The sequence below is a fragment of the Paeniglutamicibacter sp. MACA_103 genome (assembly GCF_045798555.1).
Taxonomy (GTDB): Bacteria; Actinomycetota; Actinomycetes; order Actinomycetales; family Micrococcaceae; genus Paeniglutamicibacter.
Map to the genome: position 1 here is coordinate 1 of NZ_JBIXLN010000141.1, position 248 is coordinate 248.

The 248-nt window shown below is 58.1% G+C and carries 1 rRNA gene; it reads right to left on the reverse strand.

Annotation, left to right across the window (positions count from 1 at the left end):
* A 16S ribosomal RNA gene (locus ACIPVK_RS21885) occupies positions 1 to 248 on the reverse strand; the annotation flags it as partial.

Genomic DNA, 248 nt, shown 5'->3' on the forward strand with positions numbered 1-248 from the left:
CGCAACCCATTGTACCGGCCATTGTAGCATGCGTGAAGCCCAAGACATAAGGGGCATGATGATTTGACGTCGTCCCCACCTTCCTCCGAGTTGACCCCGGCAGTCTCCCATGAGTCCCCGCCTCTACGCGCTGGCAACATGGAACGAGGGTTGCGCTCGTTGCGGGACTTAACCCAACATCTCACGACACGAGCTGACGACAACCATGCACCACCTGTGAACCAGCCCCAAAGGGGAAACCGTGTTTC